17 protein-coding genes are annotated in these 14,745 nt (G+C 67.3%); 7 read left to right on the forward strand and 10 right to left on the reverse strand.

Going from position 1 to position 14,745, the window contains the following annotated elements:
- The first annotated feature begins 7 nt into the window (after positions 1-7).
- From ACIGJB_RS21455 to alaC, 4 genes are all read left to right on the forward strand, one after another.
- Positions 8-412 (forward strand): hypothetical protein, encoded by a 405-nt coding sequence (locus tag ACIGJB_RS21455; protein WP_483734297.1) that lies wholly within the window; start codon positions 8-10, stop codon positions 410-412.
- Between the two features lie 154 nt (positions 413-566).
- The gene (locus tag ACIGJB_RS21460; protein WP_483734298.1) at positions 567-800 is read left to right on the forward strand and encodes a type II toxin-antitoxin system Phd/YefM family antitoxin; all 234 of its coding nucleotides are present in this window, start codon (positions 567-569) and stop codon (positions 798-800) included.
- Positions 797-1,192 (forward strand): type II toxin-antitoxin system VapC family toxin, encoded by a 396-nt coding sequence (locus ACIGJB_RS21465; protein ID WP_483734299.1) that lies wholly within the window; start codon positions 797-799, stop codon positions 1,190-1,192. The genes ACIGJB_RS21460 and ACIGJB_RS21465 overlap by 4 nt, the downstream gene beginning before the upstream one ends.
- Before the next feature lie 131 nt (positions 1,193-1,323).
- Positions 1,324-2,574 carry an alanine transaminase gene (gene alaC, locus ACIGJB_RS21470; protein ID WP_483734300.1) on the forward strand — a complete coding sequence of 417 codons (1,251 nt, stop codon included), beginning with the start codon at positions 1,324-1,326 and terminating at the stop codon, positions 2,572-2,574.
- Positions 2,575-2,632: 58 nt separating this feature from the next.
- Here the strand turns inward: alaC and ACIGJB_RS21475 are convergent, their stop codons facing one another.
- From ACIGJB_RS21475 to ACIGJB_RS21495, 5 genes are all read right to left on the reverse strand, one after another.
- Entirely contained in the window at positions 2,633-3,763 is a 1,131-nt protein-coding gene (locus ACIGJB_RS21475; protein WP_483734301.1) for an enoyl-CoA hydratase/isomerase family protein, read from the reverse strand.
- A 9-nt stretch (positions 3,764-3,772) separates the two neighbouring features.
- Positions 3,773-4,543: an enoyl-CoA hydratase gene (locus tag ACIGJB_RS21480; protein ID WP_483734302.1), complete on the reverse strand. Its 771-nt coding sequence runs from the start codon at positions 4,541-4,543 to the stop codon at positions 3,773-3,775.
- A gap of 12 nt (positions 4,544-4,555) precedes the next feature.
- Positions 4,556-5,449, reverse strand: coding sequence for a 3-hydroxyisobutyrate dehydrogenase (gene mmsB / locus ACIGJB_RS21485; RefSeq protein WP_483734303.1), 894 nt, complete (start codon positions 5,447-5,449; stop codon positions 4,556-4,558).
- A gap of 44 nt (positions 5,450-5,493) precedes the next feature.
- Complete coding sequence (locus ACIGJB_RS21490) at positions 5,494-7,017, reverse strand: CoA-acylating methylmalonate-semialdehyde dehydrogenase (protein WP_483734304.1); 1,524 nt, start codon at positions 7,015-7,017, stop codon at positions 5,494-5,496.
- Between the two features lie 63 nt (positions 7,018-7,080).
- Positions 7,081-8,214 carry an acyl-CoA dehydrogenase family protein gene (locus ACIGJB_RS21495; protein ID WP_483734305.1) on the reverse strand — a complete coding sequence of 378 codons (1,134 nt, stop codon included), beginning with the start codon at positions 8,212-8,214 and terminating at the stop codon, positions 7,081-7,083.
- Between the two features lie 167 nt (positions 8,215-8,381).
- Between ACIGJB_RS21495 and ACIGJB_RS21500 the strand changes: the two genes are divergently transcribed.
- On the forward strand, positions 8,382-9,398 hold the full coding sequence (locus ACIGJB_RS21500) for an AraC family transcriptional regulator (RefSeq protein ID WP_483734306.1): 1,017 nt from the start codon (positions 8,382-8,384) through the stop codon (positions 9,396-9,398).
- 21 nt (positions 9,399-9,419) lie between these two features.
- Here ACIGJB_RS21500 and ACIGJB_RS21505 read toward each other — a convergent pair whose 3' ends face one another.
- The 5 genes from ACIGJB_RS21505 to ACIGJB_RS21525 form a co-directional block, all read right to left on the reverse strand.
- Positions 9,420-10,628, reverse strand: coding sequence for a GGDEF domain-containing protein (locus ACIGJB_RS21505; protein ID WP_483734307.1), 1,209 nt, complete (start codon positions 10,626-10,628; stop codon positions 9,420-9,422).
- Positions 10,629-10,700: 72 nt separating this feature from the next.
- Complete coding sequence (locus tag ACIGJB_RS21510; RefSeq protein WP_483734308.1) at positions 10,701-10,853, reverse strand: hypothetical protein; 153 nt, start codon at positions 10,851-10,853, stop codon at positions 10,701-10,703.
- Between the two features lie 122 nt (positions 10,854-10,975).
- Complete coding sequence (locus tag ACIGJB_RS21515) at positions 10,976-11,791, reverse strand: class I SAM-dependent methyltransferase (protein ID WP_483734309.1); 816 nt, start codon at positions 11,789-11,791, stop codon at positions 10,976-10,978.
- 97 nt (positions 11,792-11,888) lie between these two features.
- A complete protein-coding gene (locus ACIGJB_RS21520; RefSeq protein WP_483734310.1) occupies positions 11,889-12,263 on the reverse strand; it encodes a cupredoxin domain-containing protein in 375 nt (124 codons plus the stop codon).
- Positions 12,264-12,288: 25 nt separating this feature from the next.
- Positions 12,289-13,173 (reverse strand): metallophosphoesterase family protein, encoded by an 885-nt coding sequence (locus tag ACIGJB_RS21525; RefSeq protein ID WP_483734311.1) that lies wholly within the window; start codon positions 13,171-13,173, stop codon positions 12,289-12,291.
- Between the two features lie 153 nt (positions 13,174-13,326).
- Here ACIGJB_RS21525 and ACIGJB_RS21530 point away from each other — a divergent pair, with 153 nt between their 5' ends.
- Together ACIGJB_RS21530 and ACIGJB_RS21535 are read left to right on the forward strand one after the other, a co-directional pair.
- Positions 13,327-13,950, forward strand: a complete 624-nt coding sequence (locus ACIGJB_RS21530; RefSeq protein ID WP_483734312.1) for an RNA polymerase sigma factor — start codon at positions 13,327-13,329, stop codon at positions 13,948-13,950.
- Positions 13,937-14,734 carry an anti-sigma factor family protein gene (locus ACIGJB_RS21535; protein ID WP_483734313.1) on the forward strand — a complete coding sequence of 266 codons (798 nt, stop codon included), beginning with the start codon at positions 13,937-13,939 and terminating at the stop codon, positions 14,732-14,734. The genes ACIGJB_RS21530 and ACIGJB_RS21535 overlap by 14 nt, the downstream gene beginning before the upstream one ends.
- Positions 14,735-14,745: the final 11 nt, after the last annotated feature.

A 14,745-nucleotide genomic window follows, 5' to 3' on the forward strand; every position in this document is an offset into this window, starting at 1 on the left:
GGCTGCTGTGCCGAACATCCCCTCGGGCTGGAAATGGATTCAAGCTGCCGCGGCGGCAGGCGTTGCCCTGACGCTGGCCGCCTGCGCACCGGACTCTGTCCGCAACATCGAGGCCAAGGGTTTCAATGCCTACCTGGATTCGCTGAAGATGGCCTGTCCCAATATGGTCATCGGCACCAACAACATCAGCGAGTGGCTACGCAACAGCGGAAGCACAGGGGACGACGACTACGTCTACTGGCTGGACCAGACCTCGCGCCTTTACTACAGGCGGATCAGTCCGGCGCAGTACCGCACTTCGGTCGGCGGGACGCTGGGTGCTGGCAAGGCGGATACGCGGGCGCTGGACTGCATCATCCAGCACTTGCCGGCGGATCGGCCGAGCAGTCCGCCAGGCGGAAAGTTGCTGTAACAGAGCGGCAAGCTGCCTGGCACCTCGCACACGGGCCGATTTGCATGGGCCTTTCCGATTGCAAGACTAATCTCGGCCTCATGTCGTAAAATGACTATTCAATCTAGTCATTTAGGGTGCGATGATGCGTTCGAAGAAAACTCGAGGGCTTACCATGCAAGGCATCCAGGTTTCCAAAACGGAGTTCAAGGCGAAGGCGCTGGAATACTTTCGGCAAATCGAGCAGTCTGGTGAGCATGTGGTCGTGACGGACCACGGCAAGCCCGCGCTGGTAATAAGTCCCTTTCACGGCCTTGACCGGGACCCACTGGAAATCCTGTCCGGCACGGTCGTCCGCTATGACAACCCGACGGACCCGATCGACGTGGAATGGGAGGCGGGCCAGTGATCGTGCTGGACACGCATGCCCTGGTCTGGTGGGCGAGTGGAAGCGCAGAGCTGAGTGCAAAGGCGAAGTCGGCGATCGACCGCGAATGTCGGGAAGGGCAAATCGTCGTTTCGGCGATTTCGGCATGGGAGATCACGATGCTGGTGGAGCGCGAGAAGCTCGTGCTGTCCATGGACGTGGAGATCTGGCTGGACACGGTGGCGGATATTGATGCGGTCTGCTTCTTCCCGGTCGACGTCGATATCTCCATCAAATCGGTCCAGTTGCCGGGAGAGTTTCACAAGGATCCGGCGGACCGCATGATCGTCGCTACAGCGCGCAGGCTCGCGGCGCCTCTGGTCACAAAGGACGAAAAGATCCGTGCCTACAAACACGTGAAGACGATCTGGTAGCCGACGCCGCTGAGCGCCATTCCCCCGTTGTGCAATCCCCCCATCCCCGCTAACATGGTCCCCCGGCAGCCGAGACAGCGGTTGCCGACGTCGCTCGGACGGTTCCGGGCGCTTACGTAAAGGACTCTTTCATGACTGCCAGCTCTGGCAAGCGCCGCTTTGCGCGCATCGATCGCCTTCCCCCATACGTTTTCAATATCACCGCCGAGTTGAAGATGGCCGCCCGCCGCCGTGGCGAGGACATCATCGACATGAGCATGGGCAACCCCGACGGGGCCACGCCGCCGCATATCGTCGCCAAGCTGGTAGAGGCGGCGCAACGGCCGGATACGCATGGCTACTCCACGTCGAAGGGCATACCGCGCCTGCGGCGCGCGATCTCGCACTGGTATCGCGAGCGCTATGACGTGGAGATCGATCCGGATACCGAAGCCATCGTCACCATCGGTTCCAAGGAAGGCCTGGCGCACCTGATGCTGGCCACGCTCGATCGCGGCGACTCCGTGCTGGTGCCTGATCCGAGCTACCCGATCCATATCTATGGCGCGGTGATTGCCGGCGCCGATATCCGTTCCGTGCCGCTGGTGCCGGGCGTCGATTTCTTCGCGGAGCTGGAGCGCACCATCCGCGGCAGCTATCCGAAGCCGAAGATGATCGTGCTCGGCTTCCCGTCGAACCCCACCGCGCAGTGCGTGGAGCTGGATTTCTTCGAGCGCGTTATCGCGCTGGCGCGCAAGCACGACATCTTTGTTGTCCACGACCTGGCCTATGCCGACATTGTCTTCGACGGCTGGAAGGCGCCGTCGATCATGCAGGTGCCGGGCGCGAAGGATATTGCCGTGGAGTTCTTCACGCTGTCCAAGAGCTACAACATGGCGGGCTGGCGCATCGGCTTCATGGTCGGCAACCCCGACCTGGTGGCCGCGCTCACGCGCATCAAGAGCTATCACGACTACGGCACCTTCACGCCGGTGCAGGTGGCGGCGATTGCCGCGCTGGAGGGCGACCAGGAATGCGTGAAGGAAATTGCCGCGCACTACCAGTCGCGTCGTGACGTGCTGGCGAAAGGACTGATCGAGTCGGGCTGGCCGGTGGATATCCCGAAGGCGTCGATGTATATCTGGGCGCGCATCCCCGAGCCATACCGCTCGCTGGGTTCGCTGGAGTTCGCCAAGCAGCTGCTGGCCAAGGCGAAAGTCTCGGTCTCGCCGGGCATTGGCTTCGGCGACTATGGCGATGAATACGTGCGCTTCGCGCTGATCGAGAACGAAGCCCGCATCCGGCAGGCCGTGCGCGGCATCAAGGCGATGTTCCGGGCGGATGGGCTGGTCAAGGTGCCAGTCGCCGAGCCCGCGGACGGGCACGGCAAAAATAAAGCCTGAGGGGCGGGAAGCAGGCCTGCGTGGTAACGGCGCAGGCCTTCCGGATCCAGCACTGGCCTCAGCGCAACTTGTGCAGCGGATCGTCGCCCGGTTGCCACCAGCGCGCGAACAGCGCATCGACCGCACTTTGGTCCACGGCGTCGTAGCTGCTCACACGCCAGTTCGGCGCGTTGTCCTTGTCTACGATCAGCGCGCGCACGCCCTCGATGAAATCGCCACGGGTGAACGACTGCACCACCACCGCCAGTTCCATGCGGAAGCAGTTGGCCAGGTCGAGCCGGCGGCCCCGCAGCAGCAGTTCACGCGTGGCGCATGCGGCTAGCGGCGAACGCTTGCGCAAGATATCCGCCGTGCGGGTCGCCAATTCGGCGTAGCGCGGATCATCCTGGCAAGCCAGGCCGGCGATGATCTCGGGGAGCCTCGCATCAGCCGGGAAATGCCGCATCAGAGCCGGGAGCACATCGAGCAGCGGCGCGTCCGCCGCGCTGCAGATCGGCTCGCGTACCAGCGTGCGGCGCAGGTCATCCAGCGGCTCGCCGTTCCAACGTACCGTCCGCAAGGTGTCTTCGAGGCCGGCCAGCGTCACGCTGTTGACCGCAGCATCGGCCAGACCGCATAGCAAGGCATCCTCGGCGCCAAGGGTTACGCCGGTCAGGCCGAGATAGAGCGCCAGCTGGACCGGCATCTTCGACATGAAATGGCTCGCGCCGACATCCGGCACGAGCCCGATGCCAGTCTCCGGCATCGCCACGCGCGAGCGTTCGGTGACGATGCGCAGGTGCGCCGCCTGCGACAAGCCCATGCCGCCGCCCATCACGATGCCATCCATCAGCGCCACCACCGGCTTGGGATAGCGGTGCAGGCGGTAATCAAGCTGGTATTCGTCGATGAAGAACTGGCGCTGCAGCGGCGTGCCGTCGCGATGGCTGTCATACAGCGCGCGGATATCGCCGCCCGCGCAGAAGGCCTTGGGCCCGGCGCCGCGCAGGACCACGGCTTCGATTTCGTCTTGGCCGGCCCATGCATCGAGCTGCGCCGCCAGCATCGTGATCATCGGGTAGGACAGCGCATTGAGCTGGCGTGGCCGGTTCAGCGTGACCAGGCCGACGCGGTTGATGACCTCGAACAGGACTTCGGGCTCGGCGTCGATGGCGGAGTTGGCAGCGGTGCTTTCCGGTGTCAGTCGCATGATCGCTTCCTAGCCGTTGCGCCATTGCGGCGTGCGTTTCTGCAGGAAGGCATTGACGCCTTCACGCTGGTCCTCGCCATCGAAGAGATCGACAAAGCGCTCGCGTTCCAGCGCGAGTGCGGCCTGGCGCGGCACGCCCTGGCGCGCAAGATGTACGAGCTGCTTGCTGTAGGCCGCCGCGCGCGGGCTCACGGCGCAGGCGCGTTCGGCCATGGCCAGCGCGGCGTCCAGCGCCTTGCCGCGTGGCACCACTTCTTCCACCAGCCCGATGCGCAGCGCCGTTGGAGCATCCACGCGCTCATTGGTGAGGATCATGCGCTTGGCCCAGCCTTCGCCGACCAGCCACGGCAGGGTTTGCGTGCCGCAGCCGCAGGGCAACAGGCCCACGGCCGCCTCAGGCAAGGCCATCTGCGCCTGCTCTTCGGCGATGCGCACATCGCAGGCGAGCGCGCATTCGAGCCCGCCGCCCATGGCGTAGCCATTGATCGCGGCGATCACGAGTGGCCGCGCATTCTGCAGCGCTTCGAACGCCGCGCCAAAACGCTGCGCCATGACGCGCGCATGGGCGCGGTCGCCTTCGGCGAAGCCATTGAGGTCCGCGCCGGCACTGAAGAAGCGGTCTCCGCTGCCGGTGATGACGACGGCGCGGACTTCCGGGTCGACGTCAATCTTCGCGACAAGATCCTGCAACTGCAGCAGTCCCTCGGCCGTGAAGGCATTGGCCGGCGGGCGGCTGAGCGTGAGGCGGGCGATGTGCCCGTCCAGGGAGAATTCGATCATGAGTTGTCTCGGTCAGGTCCCGGTCCTGGGCTGGTATTGCCGGATCACCCCGGAGAAATCGAGCTGGCCGTCGCCGGCCTGGCTCATGGCCTGATAGAGCTCCTGCGCGAGTGCGCCGAGGAACAGCGGCTGCTTGACGCTGCGTGCGGCATCGGCCGCCAGGCCCAGATCCTTGAGCATCAACTCCGCGCCGAAGCCTCCCGTGTAGCCGCGCGACGAAGGCGCGGTCTCGATCACGCCGGGATACGGGTTGTAGGTGTCCGACGACCAGCAGCGGCCCGTCGAGGTATTGACGATGCCTGCCAGCACATTGGCATCGATGCCCAGCCGCACGCCGAGTGCCATGGCCTCCGACACGCCGATCATCGAGATCCCGAGGATCAGGTTGTTGCAGATCTTCGCGACCTGTCCTGTGCCAGTGTCACCGCAATGAACGAGGTTGCGGCCCATATTGGCGAGCACAGGCTTGACCTGCTCGAACAGCGCCGGCGTCGCGCCGACCATGAAGGTCAGCGTGCCGGCCTGCGCGCCACCGGTGCCGCCGGACACCGGTGCGTCGGCCAGCGCATTGCCATGCGCGGCGGCTGCAGCGGCCAGTTCGCGCACAGTGGCCGGGTCGATGGTGCTGGAATCGACCAGCGGCACGCCGGGGCGCACACCCGCCAGCACGCCTTCCTCACCAAGATAGGCCGTGCGGACATGTGCGGCCGCGGGCAGCATGGTGATGACGAAGTCGGCCTCCGCCACCGCCTTGCGGGCGGAGTCGGCCGCTGCCGCGCCATCGGCGCGCAGCGATGCCACGGTAGCTGCGTTCAGGTCGAACACAGTCAGCGCGTGGCCGGCCTTGAGCAGGTTGCGCGCCATGGGGGCGCCCATGTTGCCGAGGCCGATGAAGGCGATATGCATGTCGGGTCTCCTGGATATGTTCTGGCGGGTCGGTGCGGGCGCGCTTACTTCAGGCTGATGGTCGTGTTCACGCCGTCATTCACGGTGGCATCGTCGAACCAGCGCGCCGTCACGGTCTTGGTCTGGGTGTAGAACTGCACCACCTGCTTGCCATACGGGCCCAGGTCGCCAAGCTTGGAGCCGCGCGAGCCGGTGAAGCTGAAGTAGGGCACGGGCACCGGAATGGGGATGTTGATGCCGACCTGGCCGACATCGATCTCGCTCTGGAACTTGCGCGCCGCGGCGCCGCTCTGCGTGAATACGCCAGTGCCGTTGCCGAACGGGTTGCGGTTGACCAGTGCAATGGCCTCGTCCAGCGTCTCGACGCCAATGACCACCAGCACCGGGCCGAAGATCTCGTTGGTGTAGACCGACATGTCGGTCGTGACATCGGTGAAGATGGTCGGGCCGATGAAATTGCCTTGCGGGTAGCCCGGCACGTCGACGTTGCGGCCGTCCAGCACCAGCGTGGCGCCTTCCTTCTCGCCGGCGGCGATCAGACCGAGGATGCGTTCTTTGGCCGCCACCGAAACGACCGGGCCGACATCGGTGCCTGCTTCCGCACCCGCGCCGACCTTGAGCGTCTTCGCCTTCGCCACGAGTTCAGGCACCCATTCGCGTGCGGCGCCGACCAGTACGATGACCGAGGTCGCCATGCAGCGTTGCCCGGCAGCACCAAAGCCCGCGCCTGCCAGCGCGTTCAGCGTTTGCTCCTTGTGCGCGTCGGGCAGCACCACGGCGTGGTTCTTGGCGCCCATCATTGACTGCACGCGCTTGCCATGCGCGCTCCCCAGGTTGTAGACATGGGTACCGACCGCAGTCGATCCGACGAAAGACACGGCCTTGATATCCGGGTGCGTGCACAGCGCGTCGACCACTTCCTTGGCGCCTTGCACCACGTTCAGCACGCCCGGCGGCACGCCGGCTTCCACGGCCAGCTTGACCAGTTCCATGGTCGACAGCGGATCCTGCTCCGACGGCTTGAGCACGAAGGTATTGCCGCAGACGATGGCCATCGGGAACATCCACAGCGGGATCATGGCCGGGAAGTTGAACGGCGTGATGCCCGCGCACACGCCGATGGGCTGCTGCAGAGTGTAGGTATCGACCGTGGCCGCCACGTTCTCGGCAAAGCCGCCTTGCTGCAGCGTGCCGATCGAGCATGCGTGCTCCACCACTTCGAGGCCGCGGAAGATGTCGCCTTCCGCATCGGCCAGCGTCTTGCCCTGTTCGGCCGTGAGGATGGCGGCGATGCGCTTGCTGTGTTCGCGGATCAGTGCCTGGTAGCGCAGCATGATGCGCAGGCGCGCGCCGATCGGCGTATGGCGCCAGGTGGCAAAGGCGCGTTGGGCCGACTCCACCGCCGCGGCGACTTCGCTGGCCGTGGCCAGCGGCACGCGGGCCAGAACCTCTTGCGTGGCGGGGTTGACCACGTTGCGGAACTCCGTGGCGGACGACTCCACCCACTCGCCGTTGATCAGCAGCGGGACGGTCGGAACGGCGTTGGCGGTCTGGGGCAGTGCACTCATGATGTCTCCGGTCGGTTCTGGATGGGGATGCAAGTCAGGCGGTTTCGATGGGTCAAGCCGGTGCTACAGGCTGCGCGCGATCAGCATGCGCTGGATCTCGCTGGTGCCTTCGTAGATCTGCGTGATGCGCGCGTCGCGGTAGTGGCGCTCGACGGGGTAGTCCTCCAGGTAGCCGTAGCCGCCGTGGATCTGCAGCGCCTTGGAGCACACGCGTTCGGCCAGCTCGGAGGCATAGAGCTTGGCCTGCGACGCTTCCGACAGGCACGGCAGCCCTTGCGTGCGCATCCGCGCGGCGCGATGCACGAGCAGGCGCGCCGCGTTGAGTTCGGTGGCCATGTCGGCCAGCATGTTGGCGATGGGCGGGTGTTCGCGCAGCGGCCGTCCGAACTGCACGCGCTCCGAGGCATAGCGGCACGCGGCCTCGAACGCGGAACGCGCGATGCCGATGGCCTGCGCGGCAATGCCGATGCGCCCGCCTTCCAGGTTGGACAGCGCGATGCGCAAGCCCTCGCCAGGCTCGCCGAGCAGCGCGTCATGCGGCACTTCGCAATCTTCCAGCGTGATCGCGCAGGTGTCCGAGGCGCGGATGCCCAGCTTCTTCTCGGGTGCGTGGACGATAAAACCCGGCGTGTCCGTCGGCACCAGGAAGGCCGAGATGCCTTTCTTGCCGCGTTCCGGCTCGGTGGCGGCGAACACCACGGCCACGCCGGCGCGCTGGCCGTTGGTGACGAACTGCTTGCTGCCGTTCAGCACCCAGCCGCGCTCGGTGGGCTGGGCGCGCGTGCGCAGGTTGTGGGCCTCGGAGCCCGCCTGCGGCTCGGTCAGGCAGAAGGCGCCGATCATCTCGCCGCTGGCCAGGCGCTGCAGGTAGCGCTGCTTCTGGGCGTCGGTGCCGTAGTGCAGGACCGGCCCGCAGCCGACCGAGTTATGCACGCTCATCAGCGTGGCGCACGCGGCGCAGCCGGCGGCGATTTCCTCGATGGCCAGCGCATAGGCGACGTAGTCGGTATAGGTGCCGCCCCATTCCTCCGGCACGATCATGCCGAGCAGGCCGAGCGCACCCATCTCGGCGACCACGTCCGCGGGCAGCCGTCCTGCGCGGTCCCATTCGGCGGCGCCCGCGGCGAGCCGCTCGCTGGCAAAGGCGCGCGCGCTGTCGCGGATCATGGTTTGCTCTTCGGTGTAGTCGCTGTGCATGGCTGGGGCGCGGCTGGCGCGATTGAGGGGTCTTTGGCGGTCTTCGTATCGAACAGGCGCAGTGTAGAAACCGCAAGCCGGCGCTCCTATGCCAAAATCCGCCATTCTTTGTGAACTCGAATGCCATCCCTCCGGCGCCTTGCGGTTGCCCGGAGCGTGGCCGCACCATGGAAAAAGGCAGCGTCGCGATTTGCTTTGTCCACCACGCCATCTCGGGGCTGCAGGCCCGCGGGATGGATCCCGAGCCGGTGCTGCGCAGCGCCGGCATCGCGCCGGCGCTGCTGGCGGTGCCGCAGGCGCGTGTCTCCACGGCCAGCTACAGCGACCTGTGGATGGCCGTGGCCGCCGCGCTCGACGATGAATTCTTCGGCCAGGATTCGCGCAGCATGAAGTGCGGCAGTTTTGCGATGCTGTGCCACGCGGTGGCGGGAAGCCGGACTTTTGCCCAGGCACTGGAACGGGTGGCGCGCTATTTCGGCCTGCTGCTCGATGATCTCGGCGTGCGGCTGGACCGGCACGAAGACCGCGCGGCGCTGCTACTGACCGCGCCGTCCGCTGCGCAGGGCCGGCTGCCAGGCGTGTTCGCGCAGGAAACCATGCTGATCATGCTGCAGGGCCTGATGAGCTGGCTGCTGCACCGTCGCGTGCCGATCCTGCTGGCGTCCTTTGCCTATCCGGAGCCGCCGTATGGCGCGGAATACCGGGTCATGTACTCGCGCCAGACGGCATTCGACCAGCCCGCGACGGCATTGGTATTCGACGCAGGACTGCTCGACCAGCCGGTGCGTCAGGACGAGCGCAGCCTCAAGTCATTCCTGCGCGACGCGCCGCATAACGTGGTCGTGAAATATTCGGATCGCAGCAGCGTGGCTGCCCGCGTGCGGCGCCAGTTGCGCAACCAGCGCCCGGAGCAGTGGCCGACCTTCGAGGCGCTGGCACTGAGCCTGAATCTCTCGGCGTCATCGCTGCGCCGGCGCCTGATGGACGAAGGCGCGAGCTACCAGGAACTCAAGGACCAGCTCCGGCGCGACCTGGCGATCGACGCGCTCAGCCGTACCAGCAAGCCTGTGGCCGATATTGCTGCGGAACTGGGTTTTGCCGAGCCCGGCGCCTTTCATCGCGCGTTCCGGCGCTGGACCGGCTCGCGGCCCGGTGCGTATCGCGGCACGGCAGGCGAGGGCTGAGTCCGTCCGTTGCTTTCCCGCTCAGGCCGGGAGTGCTTCGCGCACCGGGGTAACCATCCCGGAGCCTGTCTGCCGGTCGTCATGCACGACGATGCGGTTGCGGCCTTCCAGCTTGGCCCGGTACAGCGCCGCATCGGCGCGGGCGCACAGCTGCGCCAGCGATTCGCCAGCGTGCAGGACGGCGACACCGCCGCTGATCGTGTAGCGCACGGTGGCGCCGTGGTCCCCGATCCGCACGCGTTGCTGTTCCGCGCCAGTGCGGATGCGCTCCGCAACGGGCAGTGCATCGGCCAGGCGCGTGGCGGGCAGCAGCACGGCGAACTCTTCGCCGCCCAGCCGGCCCACGCAGTCGGCGGCGCGCACCTGTGCCGCGGCCAGCCCGGCGAATCCGCGCAGCACGGCATCGCCGGCGGCATGGCCGTAGGTATCGTTGACGGTCTTGAAGCGGTCGATGTCGACAATGACGAGGGCAAGCGTTGCGTTGCCGTGGCCGGCCTTGGCGATCGCGCGGCTGGCCATTTCCTCCCAGGCCTTGCGCGACATGACGCCGGTGAGCCCGTCGGTGTTGGCAATGGCCTCGAGCTTGCGCACCATGGTGTCGTGGATCATCAGCACTGCGCCCATGGTCAGTGCCGGCATCACCAGCGCGCCGAGCGTAAGAAACAGCGTGTTCAGTCCCGGCGATTGGAGGCTGTACGGGTCGCCCATCAGCGAAAGCGCCGACAGCAGGCCGCGTGCGGTGTGACCGGCGGCGAAAAAGAGCGCGAAGGCGGCGGTGGTCAGGTGATAGTTGCCGGCACCGCCGCGCGGCCGCCTGCGGATCAGCGTGATGCCGGTCAGCGCGCACAGCACCGCATGAAAGGCGGAGACCGCGACCACGCGCGTGGTGAAGACGTCGAAGACATAGCGCCAGGCCACCACCACGGCCATGGTGGCCAGCGTGCCCGCGGCCAGCCGGCCCCAGCGCGGCTGCCCGCCGGTGAAGCGCACGCAGCCCGCATAGAACATTGCCAGCGCCCAGCAAAGCGCGGTATTGGCGAGCACGATGGACAGCAGGTCGCTGATCTGGCCACGCAGCGCGAACAGCGCCAGGGCGAGGGTGACGATCAGGTTGGCATGGCACCAGTCCGCGACGCCAGGCAAGCCGCAGCGGCGCAGGGACCAGACGATCGCCAGCATCATGGCGCTGAGGGCCGCGGTGATGACCAGCAGCGCGGTAGGAACGGACATCAGGCGAAATCCAGGGGCGGGATGGCCCCGCAGGGCAAAACCGCAATGATACGGAGCGCGGCCCTCGCCGTGTCAGTCGCCAGGTGGAGACGAGGGCTGGCCAGGGGAATCCGGCGGCGGATCCATGCGCAGCGCCGGGTCATGCTTGAGCCGCCAGCGCGCAGCGACCAGCAATGCGACAAGGACGGCGACCATATAGCCGCCCAGCAAGGTGATGGTTTCCATGACTGACCCCTTCAGGCGCCGGCTCTATGGCCGGTCGAGCAGGGATTATGGAAAACAGTGCCTACGGCCACATCACCTGTTTGGGGGATCCCCTGCCAAGGTGGGGCGTGCCGGCCTCGCCGTCACGCGACGACGGCGACCACATGCGCCTGCATGCGGCCTTCGATGACGCCCGTACCGAAGGCCTGCACCAGCGCCTGCTCGCAATGGTCGGTGGCGCGCTGCAATGCGTCCGGCCCGCGCGACTCCAGGTCCGGGCGCAGCGGCGTCCCCTGGCATAAGGCCACCGCCGCGATACGCGCCGATTCCGCGACGCTGGTCTGTGGCAGCGTTTCCATGGCAGGCGCCGCGACAAAGCCGCCTTGCCGCAGGTGCCCGGCGATCTCGGCCAGCCGGTGATAGCCGTGGGGCGTGCGCGTCATGAATAGCGGGGGATCGTCCGGAAACAGCGTGGCGAGTGCCTGGCAGACGATATCGGTGAAGTGGTTGTCCTCGATGCGGTCCCACACGTTGAACAAGAGCGTGCCGCCCGGGGCCAGCACGCGTCGCGCTTCGGCAAATGCGGCGGGCTTGTCGGGAAAGAACATGACGCCGAACTGGCAGGCAACCAGATCGAAACTCCCGTTATCGAACGGCAACTGCATGGCATTGGCCACTTGCCAGTCGACCGGGCGGCTGGTGCCGGCGGCCCGCGCCCGTTCCAGCATGGGCGGGTTGAGGTCCGTTGCCACGATGGACGCCTGTGGCGGCAGCTGCCGGGCCAGCTCGCGCGTCAGTGCGCCGGTGCCGGCCGCCATTTCCAGCACCCTGGCCGGTTGCAGAGCGGCCGCCCGGCAGGCGAGGTCCGCGGCGTATGGGGCGAAGATCATCGGCACGAGGTACCGCTCATACAGTTCGGGAACGGCACCCGTGAACTTGTCGCTGTCGCGCTGCGGCATGGTTGTCTCCCAGCTGGGGCCGGACCGCGCTGGCCCGGCCGATTGCTTCCATGCTAGGCGGTCGGCAGCCACAACGGGCGCCGCCATGGCGCGACGGTCAACGGATCTCGATTTGCCCGTTCATCGATTCATGCCCCGAGCCGCAGAAGATGTCGCACAGGAACACGTGGGACCCGGCTGCCGTGGCATGGATCGGAACCTCCACCTTCTTGCCGGGCGGCAGGTCCACGCGGATGCCAAGGTCCGGCACGCTGAAGCCCATGATGACGTCGAGCGCGGTCAGCTCGAGGATCACGGATTCATTGTTGCGCAGGGCAATCTGGTTCGGTGTGAACACAAAGCGCCGCGCGGTGACGGGGATACGCCGCGGCACGGCGGCCGACGCGGTCCAGAATGGTACCGATGCGGCCAGCGCCGCCAGCCAGGCCAGGCTGCGGCGGCGCGCGGGGCGGAAGGGCGTTTGCTCGATCATCGTCATTCTCCTTTTCGGGCCGCGGTCAGGTAGCGATGGGCCGTTCTTCCAGTGCCAGGCGCAACGGTGGCTGTTGCGTCGCGACCTGGCGCCATCCCAATCCCCGGTATGGGTGTTCGGCATCCCACGGCACGGGCTGGCGCATCGGCTGCGAGGCCGGCGGCGGCAGCGGGAACATCAGCGAACGCGCCGCGTGGTGCCCGATGTGGCCGGTCTGGTGATGGTGTTCCTGGTGGATGTGGCCATAGAAGACCGTGACGTTGCGGTACGGGTCCAGGCGCTGCAGGACGTCGGCGCCGTCGCGCGTCGCCCAGTCCCATTGCGGATACAGGTCGAACAGCGGCCGGTGCGTGAACACGACGATCGGGGCGTCGCGCTGCTGGCGGGACAGGTCCGAGGCCAGCCAGTCGAGCTGGGCCGCGCCGACGCGCCCGCCCGGGTCGGAGACGTTGTCGAGCACGATGAAGTGGACGCCCTGGTGGTCGAAGGTGTAATGCGTGGGGCCAAAGAACTCCTGGAAGGCCTTGCCTTGATCCAGGCTGGCATCGTGTTCGCCGGGCATCAGGTAGCGGGTCTTGACCTGGAGCGTGTCGATCTGCGCCTTGACTTCACGCATGCGCCGGCGCCGTTCGTCGGGGTCGTCGGTGGTGTGGGTCAGGTCGCCCGTAAAGACGATGAAATCGGGTGGGGCGGGCAGTGCGTTGACGGCCGCGATGGCCTTGGGCAGCGTGCCGCGCGCGTCGGGGTTCGGCGGCCCCTGGAAGCCCCAGTGCAGGTCGGAAAGCTGCACGAAGTAGAAGTCCTTGCCCGGCGCCGCCGCCCAGCCTGGCAAGGCGCAGGAAATCGCGCCGGTTCGGAACGGGGTTGGAAGGCATGGTGTTCTCCTCGGGAGTCCGGCACAAGGCCGCATGCCTGTCATACCGCGCCGGGCCCGCTTCTATTCCCGCTGGCTTGCGGACATGCCGACAAAGCGGGGCAACGGAATAAACTGCTACCGACGCCGGTAAACACGGCGGACGGAGGCCATCGCGCGGACTCCGCCGGGTCTGGACTAAGGAGTGCCGTGAACGCCGCTGACGAGCGCCGCCGGTTTGCCGAGCTGGTCCTGCCGCACCTAGATGCGGCCTACAACCTTGCGCGATGGCTGAGCGGTGGCGCGGCCGAGGCGGAAGACGTGGTGCAGGAGGCGCTGCTGCGCGCCTACACCTATTTCGGCAGCTATCACGGCGACCGGCCGCGACCGTGGCTGCTGGCCATCGTGCGCAATACCTGGTTCTCCGCCTGGAACCGCGATCGGGCCGCCCGCGATGCCGCGCCGTATGAAGACGGCATCGACGTCGCCCAGGCGTGGCCCGGCTGGCAGGACGCCGGCGAGCGCGAGCCGCTGGGCTGCCTGCTGCGCGCCGAGGATGTCCGCCTGGTGCACGAGGCGCTGGCGCGCCTGCCGGCGCCGCTGCGGGAGGTGATCGTCCTGCGCGAACTGGAGGACCTGTGCTACCGCGATATCGCGCAGGTTGCCGCGATCCCGCTTGGCACGGTCATGTCGCGGCTGGCCCGGGCACGGCATGCGCTGGCCGCCGCGATATCGGCACTGCGCGTGGAGCGGGCCGGCGTGCCGCCGGCGGAAGCGGCCCGGCCGGATGGCCTGGCAGGAACGGCCGGGGAGGTGGGCAATGGACTGCAATGAGGCTCGGTGGTTGCTGCATGCCGGCGCGGACGGGGAACTCGGCCCGGCCGACCTGGCGCGGCTGGATCCGCATCTGGCGTCGTGTCCCACCTGCGCCGGGGAGATGGCCCGCATCCGTGCCATGCGCGACGTGGTGCGCGAAGGTGCCACCTATCATCGCGCCGACAGCGCATTGCGGGCGCGGCTGATGGCAAGCCTGCCGGCGCCGCCGCGGGAACGTTCCGGTACGACGTGGGGCAAGCTGGGCAGGTGGATCTCCTGGGGCAATCCGGCACGCCTCGGCCTGGCGCTGGCCATGGTGCTCGCCGTGGCGCTCGGCGCGGGGCAACTGGCCCGCTACCGGTACGAAGGGGACGCGGTAGCCCGCGAGATGGTGTCCAGCCACGTTCGGGCGCTGCTCTCGGGCAGGCCGCTCGACGTGGCGTCGCTGGACCAGCATACGGTCAAGCCGTGGTTCAACGGCCGGCTGGACTATGCGCCAGTCGTGCGGGACCTCTCGACGCAAGGGTTCGTGCTGGCCGGCGGAAGGCTCGATTACCTCGATGGCCGACCGGTGGCCGTGGTGGTGTACCGGCGCAACCAGCATCCCGTCGATGTGTTCGTCTTCCCGGAGGGCGCGGCAAGCCTGCCGCCGAGGGTATCGGGATCGCGGCAGGGCTACCAGCTCGAAAGCTGGGACGCCGACGGCATGCGGTTCCTGGCCATTACCGATGCCTCCGCCGAGGACCTGCGTGCGCTGCGCCGGGCCTGGCAGGCGGGTGCGCCCGCCGCGCCGCTGCGCTAGCGGCGCGGTGG

This window comes from Cupriavidus sp. C2SS-8b, assembly GCF_057073745.1.

Coding starts and splice junctions, on each gene's coding strand:
- ACIGJB_RS21460 (WP_483734298.1), top strand. CDS start 567: ATGCAAGGCATCCAGGTTTCCAAAACGGAGTTCAAGGCGAAGGCGCTG.
- alaC (WP_483734300.1), top strand. CDS start 1,324: ATGACTGCCAGCTCTGGCAAGCGCCGCTTTGCGCGCATCGATCGCCTT.
- ACIGJB_RS21475 (WP_483734301.1), bottom strand. CDS start 3,763: ATGCGACTGACACCGGAAAGCACCGCTGCCAACTCCGCCATCGACGCC.
- ACIGJB_RS21480 (WP_483734302.1), bottom strand. CDS start 4,543: ATGATCGAATTCTCCCTGGACGGGCACATCGCCCGCCTCACGCTCAGC.
- mmsB (WP_483734303.1), bottom strand. CDS start 5,449: ATGCATATCGCCTTCATCGGCCTCGGCAACATGGGCGCCCCCATGGCG.
- ACIGJB_RS21490 (WP_483734304.1), bottom strand. CDS start 7,017: ATGAGTGCACTGCCCCAGACCGCCAACGCCGTTCCGACCGTCCCGCTG.
- ACIGJB_RS21495 (WP_483734305.1), bottom strand. CDS start 8,214: ATGCACAGCGACTACACCGAAGAGCAAACCATGATCCGCGACAGCGCG.
- ACIGJB_RS21500 (WP_483734306.1), top strand. CDS start 8,382: ATGGAAAAAGGCAGCGTCGCGATTTGCTTTGTCCACCACGCCATCTCG.
- ACIGJB_RS21505 (WP_483734307.1), bottom strand. CDS start 10,628: ATGTCCGTTCCTACCGCGCTGCTGGTCATCACCGCGGCCCTCAGCGCC.
- ACIGJB_RS21510 (WP_483734308.1), bottom strand. CDS start 10,853: ATGGAAACCATCACCTTGCTGGGCGGCTATATGGTCGCCGTCCTTGTC.
- ACIGJB_RS21515 (WP_483734309.1), bottom strand. CDS start 11,791: ATGCCGCAGCGCGACAGCGACAAGTTCACGGGTGCCGTTCCCGAACTG.
- ACIGJB_RS21520 (WP_483734310.1), bottom strand. CDS start 12,263: ATGATCGAGCAAACGCCCTTCCGCCCCGCGCGCCGCCGCAGCCTGGCC.
- ACIGJB_RS21525 (WP_483734311.1), bottom strand. CDS start 13,173: ATGCGGCCTTGTGCCGGACTCCCGAGGAGAACACCATGCCTTCCAACC.
- ACIGJB_RS21535 (WP_483734313.1), top strand. CDS start 13,937: ATGGACTGCAATGAGGCTCGGTGGTTGCTGCATGCCGGCGCGGACGGG.